Origin of the sequence: Burkholderia sp. Se-20373 (assembly GCF_017104705.1) — a bacterium.
Lineage (GTDB): Bacteria > Pseudomonadota > Gammaproteobacteria > Burkholderiales > Burkholderiaceae > Burkholderia.
Genome location: NZ_JAAGPH010000233.1, coordinates 1 through 7,449 on the forward strand (window position 1 = coordinate 1; position 7,449 = coordinate 7,449).

The following is a 7,449-nucleotide window of genomic DNA, read 5'->3' on the forward strand; positions in this document are numbered from 1 at the left end:
CGACCGGGTTCGGTGCGACGGGCAAACCGGCGGTGCGCCAATCGGCCGCCTCCGCTTCGCGCACCGCGCGCGTGTCGGGCCACAGCAGCGCGGGCCGCACCGGCTGCCCGGCCGCGTCGATCAGCACGACGCCGTGCATCTGCCCCGAGAATCCGATCGCCGCCACCTGCGCACGCTCATCGGCCGGCAGCCGCGCGGCCGCGCGCACGAGCGCCTGCCACCACGTATCGGGCGCGATCTCCGCCCAGCCGGGCTGCGGCGACGACAGCGCATAAGGTTCGCTCGCGACCGCCCGCTCGACGCCGTCGGCATCGAGCGTGACGAGTTTGACGGAGCCGGTGCCGAGGTCGATTCCGAGCAGGCGCATGACGTGGGGGCGAATTCGAATGAACGGATGTCGATGATAACGGGATCGTGATGCGCGCCCCGGTTTTTGCCGCTACCGCGGCAGGCCGAAAACGCGGTCGCCGGCCGGGTTCCACCCGGCTGCACCTTGCTGGCAAAAGCGGCCGTTCGCGGGTTAACCCGGCACGATTTTTCCCAGGCACTTTTTGCCACTATGCCGGCCGCCCGATACACACCATAAAGCGGCCTATATTTGACACGGGGGCCCGCGCTATTTTGAAGGGCTATAAAACCGGGGAACCTCACTCCTGCGGCCGTTTCCCGATGATCGACACCCTGTTCCATGCCGAAATGGCATATCGAACCAGCAAAGAACGGAATAGAACCCAGCACTCTTGTTGCGTGGATTCATTCCGAATAATTTCGTATCACCCCGAAAACAAGATCATGGAGTGAGACAGATGCAATCGAACACGGTCCATCCGTGCGATGAGGTGCTGCCGACCGGCAAGCTGGTAACGCTTGGTCTGCAGCACGTCCTCGTCATGTACGCCGGCGCTGTCGCCGTGCCGCTCATCGTCGGCGCCGCGCTCAAGCTGCCGAAAGACCAGATCGCGTTCCTGATCAGCGCCGATCTGTTTTCGTGCGGCATCGCGACGCTGATCCAGACGCTCGGCCTGTGGATCTTCGGGATCCGCCTGCCCGTCATCATGGGCTGCACGTTCGCGGCAGTCGGCCCGATGATCGCGATCGGCACCAACCCCGGCCTCGGCATCCTCGACATCTTCGGCTCGACCATCGCGGCCGGCATCATCGGCATCGTGCTCGCGCCGATGATCGGCAAGCTGTTGCGGTTCTTCCCGCCGGTCGTCGTCGGCACCGTGATCGCGGTGATCGGGCTGTCGCTGATGGAAGTGGGCATCAACTGGGCGGCCGGCGGCGTCGGCAACCCCGAATACGGCAGCCCCGTCTATCTCGGCCTGTCGCTGCTCGTGCTCACGCTGATCCTGCTGATCAACAAGTACGGCCGCGGCTTCATCGCGAACATCTCGGTGCTGCTCGGCATCGTCGCCGGCTTCGCGATCGCCTTCGCGATCGGCCGCGTGAATACCGACGGCGTCGCGCACGCACCGTGGGTCGGCTTCGTGATGCCGTTCCACTTCGGCCTGCCGCACTTCGACCCGCTGTCGATCGTGACGATGGTCACGGTGATGTTCGTCACGTTCATCGAATCGACCGGTATGTTCCTCGCGGTCGGCGACATGGTCGATCGCCCGGTCAACCAGGAGCGCCTCGTGCGCGGCCTGCGCGTCGACGGCCTCGGCACGCTGATCGGCGGCATCTTCAACTCGTTCCCGCATACGTCGTTCTCGCAGAACGTCGGCCTGATCGGCGTGACGGGCGTGAAGAGCCGTTTCGTGTGCGCCACCGGCGGCGTGATCCTCGTGCTGCTCGGCCTGTTCCCGAAGATGGCGCAGGTCGTCGCATCGGTGCCGCCGTTCGTGCTCGGCGGTGCGGGCATCGTGATGTTCGGGATGGTGGCGGCGAACGGCATCAAGGTGCTGTCGAAGGTCGACTTCGTGAACAACACGCACAACCTGTTCATCGTCGCCGTGAGCGTCGGCATGGGCCTCGTGCCGGTCGTGTCGCCGCACTTCTTCTCGAAGCTGCCGCCCGCGCTCGCGCCGATCCTGCACAGCGGCATCCTGCTGGCATCGGCGACGGCCGTGATCCTGAACATCGTGTTCAACGGCGTGAAAGGCGAGAAGGACGCACGCTGCGACATCCGCCGCGCCGGACACGACTTCGACGGGCGGCCCGCCGACGTGCATCACTGATCGCCTCGCGCCGGACGGCGGCGCGGAGAAGCGGTAAGCGGTAACGAAAAACGCCACGGCATGCCGTGGCGTTTTGTTTTGCGGGAGCGGGAAGCTGCGCGATGATCGGTCGGACAGCCGGGCGTTCGGACAGGCGGACAACTGGACGGTCGAACGGCAGAACAGCCGGTCATGGCGCGTGAAAGCGGGTCGCCCGCGGGCGCGGCGCGATGATGCCGGTTGGCCAAGCAGGATGGTTGGTCCGGCGCAATAAGCGGCACCGGAATCCGATACGCGCATCGTCACCCCAACCGTCTTCGCGCCGCACGAATCGACTACGCAAAAGAAAACGCCACGGACTTTCGTCCGCGGCGTTCTTGTTTCCGCAACCAGCCGGTTCGAAAGACAAGCGCGGTAGACCGCGCCTGCCCTTCCTTGCACGTTACCCGTTCGTCGCCGTTGCCGACGCAGGCGCCGGAGCGGCCGCCTTGTCGTAGTCGACCGGTGCATCCGGCGCGCGCGGCGTTTCGCCAGCCCGCTCGATCCACCCGCCGCCCAGCGAACGGTACAGGTTGACCAGGTTGGTCCAGCGCGCCAGACGCGCATTGATCAGCGACTGCTGCGCCGAATACAGGTCCGTCTGCGCGGTCAGCACCGACAGGTAGCTGTCGACACCGTTCTTGTAACGCAGATCCGACAGGTCGAAACGTCGCTGCTGCGCGTGCTCGTTGCGCTCCAGCGCCGCGATCTGCTGGTCGTACGTGCCGCGCGCGGCCAACCCGTCCGCCACATCGCGGAACGCTGACTGGATCGCCTTCTCGTAGTTCGCGATCTCGATACGCTTCTGCACATGCGCGAGGTTCAGGTTCGCGATGTTCTGACCGCCTTCGAAGATTGGCATCGTGATCTGCGGCGCGAACGACCATGCCGCCGTGCCGGCCTTGAACAGGCCGCCGAGCGTCGGGCTGCCGGTGCCGAACGCGCCAGTCAGCGAGATCTTCGGGAAGAACGCCGCGCGCGCCGCGCCGATGTTCGCGTTCGCGGCCAGCAGCGTCTGCTCGGCCTGCATCACGTCAGGACGACGCGTGAGCAGATCCGACGGCAACCCGGCCGGCACGTCCGTCAGCAGGTTCTGCGCGTCGAGCGGCATGCCCGCCGGCAGATCGTCCGGCAGCGGCTCGCCGATCAGCAGCACCAGCGCGTTCAACGCCTGCGCGCGTGCCCGTGCTTGCGCCTGCTGGTTCGACAGCGCCTGCTCGACCACCGTCTGCGCCTGACGCAGCTCGAGCTCGGAGCCCGTGCCGTTGTCGAACTGCAGCTTCGTCAGGTTGTACGAGTCTTGCGCCGTCTTCAGCGTGTTCTCCGTGACCTTCAACAGATCGTCGGTCGACAGCAGCGTCAGGTATTGATCCGCCACCTGCGACACCAGCGAGATCTCCGACGCCTGCCGCGCGTAGGACGTCGACAGGTACTGCGCGAGCGCCTGATCCTTCAGGCTCTGCACGCGGCCGAACAGGTCGAGCTCCCACGACGCCGACAGCCCGACGTTGTAGGCGCGCGAGATGTACGGCGCGCCGGTCTGCGAAAGACCCTGCGGCACGCGCTGGATATTGCCCGTGCCCGTACCGTCGAGCGTCGGGAACAACCCGGCGCGCGTGATCTGGTACTGCGCGCGCGCCGCCTCGATGTTCAGCACCGATACGCGCAGGTCGCGGTTGTTCTTCAGCGCGATCTCGATCAGCCGCTGCAGGCGCGGATCGACGAAGAACTCGCGCCAGCCGATGGCGGTCGCAGCCTGCCCGTTCGCGCTGCGCGCGCCGGCCGCACCCGGCTGCGTCGCGTAGACGCCGCCGGCCGGGTACGCCTGCGCGACGGGTGCGTCGGGCCGCTTGTAATGCGGCGCCATCGTGCAGCCCGTGGCGAAGAGCGCGACCGCGATTGCAGTCAAAGCGTGTTTTTGCATCATCACTGTCCCTTGTTGCCTTCGTCGCCGTTGCCCGGCTTCTCTTCGTGGTGCGAGTGCTCCTGAGCCAGGCGCAGCGCCTCGTCGACGTCTTCCTTCTCGCCGCTGAAGATCGCGCGGATCTTCACGAAGAACATCGGGATCATGAAGATCGCGAGGAACGTCGCCGTGATCATCCCGCCGATCACGCCCGTACCGATTGCGTGCTGGCTGGCCGAACCCGCGCCGTTGCTGATCGCGAGCGGCATCACACCGAGAATGAACGCGAGCGACGTCATCAGGATCGGACGCAGCCGCAGGCGCGCCGCTTCCAGCGCGGCCTCGATCGGCCCCATCTTCTCCGTCATCTGCAGTTCGCGCGCGAACTCCACGATCAGAATCGCGTTCTTCGCGGACAAGCCCACGGTCGTCAGCAGGCCGACCTGGAAGAACACGTCGTTCTCGAGGCCGCGCATCGTTGCCGCGAGCAGCGCACCGATCACGCCGAGCGGCACCACCATGATCACCGAGAACGGGATCGACCAGCTTTCATACAGCGCCGCGAGACACAGGAACACGACGAGAATCGAGATCGCGTACAGGATCGGCGCCTGCGAACCGGACTGGATTTCCTGGAACGACAGGCCGGTCCACGAATAGCCGATACCGACCGGCAGCTTCTTCGCGATCTGCTCCATCGCAGCCATCGCCTGACCGGTCGACTTGCCCGGTGCGGCCTGACCCTGGATTTCCATCGCCGACACACCGTTGTAGCGCTCGAGCTTCGGCGAACCGTACGTCCAGTGACCGGTCGCGAACGAACTGAACGGCACCATCCCGCCCGACCCGTTGCGCACGTACCAGATGTTCAGGTCTTCCGGCGTCATCCGGAACGGTGCGTCTGCCTGCACGTAGACTTTCTTGATCCGGCCGTCGGTATCGAGGAAGTTGTTCACGTACTTCGACGCCCATGCGATCGAGAACGTCTGGTCGATCGCATCCGCCGTCACGCCGAGCGCGTTCGCCTTCTCGCGATCGATGTCGACCTTGTACTGCGGCGTATCGTTCAGGCCGTTCGGACGCACACCCTGCAGCGTCGGATCCTTCGAGGCCATGCCGAGCAGCTGGTTACGCGCGGCCATCAGCGCATCGTGGCCGAGACCCGCGTTGTCCGTCAGCTCGAAGTCGAAGCCGGCAGCGGTGCCGAGTTCGGGAATCGACGGCGGGTTGAACGGGATCACGATCGCGTCCTTGTAGCCCGCGTAGCGCCCGAACATCCGGCCGATCAGCGCCTGCACCTTCTGGTTCGCATGCTGACGCTGCGAGTAGTCCTTCAGGCGAACGAACACGAGACCGGAGTTCTGGCCGCGGCCGGCGAAGCTGAAGCCGTTGACCGTGAACGCCGATTCGACGATTTCCTTCTCGTCCTTCAGCAGGTAGTCGGAAATGTTCGCGAGCGTCTTCGCGGTCGTTTCCTGCGTCGAGCCCGACGGCGTCTGCACGATCACGAACATCAGGCCCTGGTCTTCATCCGGCAGGAACGACTTCGGCAGGCGCACGAACAGCAGGCCGACCGCGACGATCACGACGAGGTAGATGATGAGCCAGCGGCCCGAGCGCTTGATCACGTGGTGCACGCCGACGTGGTACTTGTCGCGGCTGTTGTTGAACGTGCGGTTGAACCAGCCGAAGAAGCCCTTCTTCTCTTCGTGATGCCCTTGCGGGATCGGCTTGAGGATCGTCGCGCACAGGGCCGGCGTCAGAATCAACGCGACCAGCACCGACAGCACCATCGCCGACACGATCGTCAGCGAGAACTGACGATAGATCGCGCCCACGGAGCCGCCCGAGAACGCCACCGGCACGAACACCGCCGACAGCACGAGCGCCACGCCGACGAGTGCGCCGGTGATCTGGCCCATCGCCTTGCGGGTCGCCTCCTTCGGTGACAGGCCCTCTTCCGCCATCACCCGCTCGACGTTCTCCACCACCACGATCGCATCGTCCACCAGCAGGCCAATCGCGAGCACGAGGCCGAACATCGACAGCGTGTTGATCGAGAAGCCCACCATCGACATGATCGCGAACGTGCCGAGCAGCACGACCGGCACCGCGATCGTCGGGATGATCGTCGCCCGCAGGTTCTGCAGGAACAGATACATCACGAGGAACACCAGCACGATACCTTCGAGCAGCGTCTTGACCACTTCCTCGATCGACAGCTTCACGAACGGCGTCGTGTCGTACGGGTACTTCACGACGAGGCCGTGCGGGAAGAACGGTGCCAGTTCGTCGATCTTCGCGCGCACCGCCTTCGCGGTCGCCAGCGCGTTCGCGTTGGTCGCGAGCTGGATACCGAGTGCCGCGGTCGGTTGACCGTTGTACTTCGTGTCGAAGTTGTAGTTTTCACCGCCGAGCTCGAGCTTCGCGACATCCTTCAGGCGAACCTGCGAGCCGTCCTGGTTGACCTTCAGCAGGATGTTGCCGAACTGCTCGGGCGTCTGCAGCAGCGTCGACTCGGTGATCGTCGCCTGCAGCATCGTGCCCGGCGTGGACGGCGTGCCGCCGATCTGGCCGCCTGCGATCTGCACGTTCTGCGCGGAGATCGCGGTCGACACGTCGACCGGCGTGAGGCCGTAGTTCGTCAGGCGGGTCGCATCGAGCCAGACCCGCATCGCGTACTGCGAGCCGAACAGCGTGACGGTACCGACGCCGTTCAACCGGCTGATCGGATCCTTCACGTGCGACGCCACGAAGTTCGCGAGGTCGTACTTGTTCATGCTGCCGTCTTCGGAGTTGAAGGCGAGCACCAGCAGGAAGCTGCTGCTCGACTTCGTCACCGAGAGGCCGAGCTGCTGCACGACCTGCGGCAGAATCGGCGTCGCGAGCGACAGCTTGTTCTGCACCTGAACCTGCGCGATGTCGGCGTTGGTACCCGGCGCGAAGGTCAGCGTGATCGTCGCGTTGCCCGAGTCGTCACTGGTCGACGACATGTACAGGAAGTTGTCGAGACCGCTCATCTGCTGCTCGATCACCTGCGTCACCGTGTCTTCCACCGTCTTCGCGGAAGCGCCCGGGTAGTTCGCGGTGATCTGGATCGATGGCGGCGCGATCGTCGGATACTGCGAGATCGGCAGCGTGAAGATCGCCGCAACCCCGGCCAGCATCAGGATGATGGCGATCACCCACGCGAAGATCGGGCGATCGATAAAAAACTTTGCCATGAAACAGGCTCCCTGTTATTGCGCGCTCGAAGCGGCGGCAGCACTCGCCGGCGCGGCGCCCGATGCGGCAGCACCGGAAGCGGCAGCGGCGCCGGAACCGGCGGCAGCCGGCGCGGCGGTG

The 7,449-nt window shown here is 65.2% G+C and carries 4 protein-coding genes; 1 reads left to right on the plus strand and 3 read right to left on the minus strand.

Annotation, left to right across the window (positions count from 1 at the left end; all coding sequences use genetic code 11):
• Positions 1-367: FGGY family carbohydrate kinase (locus G3N96_RS36610; RefSeq protein ID WP_241023000.1), on the minus strand; the 367-nt coding region annotated here is incomplete at its 3' end.
• 439 nt (positions 368-806) lie between these two features.
• Between G3N96_RS36610 and G3N96_RS36615 the strand changes: the two genes are divergently transcribed.
• Entirely contained in the window at positions 807-2,183 is a 1,377-nt protein-coding gene (locus tag G3N96_RS36615) for a nucleobase:cation symporter-2 family protein (RefSeq protein WP_175013938.1), read from the plus strand.
• A gap of 421 nt (positions 2,184-2,604) precedes the next feature.
• Here G3N96_RS36615 and G3N96_RS36620 read toward each other — a convergent pair whose 3' ends face one another.
• Positions 2,605-4,128 (minus strand): efflux transporter outer membrane subunit, encoded by a 1,524-nt coding sequence (locus tag G3N96_RS36620; protein WP_124580888.1) that lies wholly within the window; start codon positions 4,126-4,128, stop codon positions 2,605-2,607.
• Complete coding sequence (bpeB, locus tag G3N96_RS36625; protein ID WP_039368427.1) at positions 4,128-7,328, minus strand: efflux RND transporter permease BpeB; 3,201 nt, start codon at positions 7,326-7,328, stop codon at positions 4,128-4,130. Before bpeB ends, G3N96_RS36620 begins: the two co-directional genes overlap by 1 nt.
• Positions 7,329-7,449 lie beyond the last annotated feature (121 nt).

Coding starts and splice junctions, on each gene's coding strand:
- bpeB (WP_039368427.1), bottom strand. CDS start 7,328: ATGGCAAAGTTTTTTATCGATCGCCCGATCTTCGCGTGGGTGATCGCC.
- G3N96_RS36615 (WP_175013938.1), top strand. CDS start 807: ATGCAATCGAACACGGTCCATCCGTGCGATGAGGTGCTGCCGACCGGC.
- G3N96_RS36620 (WP_124580888.1), bottom strand. CDS start 4,128: ATGATGCAAAAACACGCTTTGACTGCAATCGCGGTCGCGCTCTTCGCC.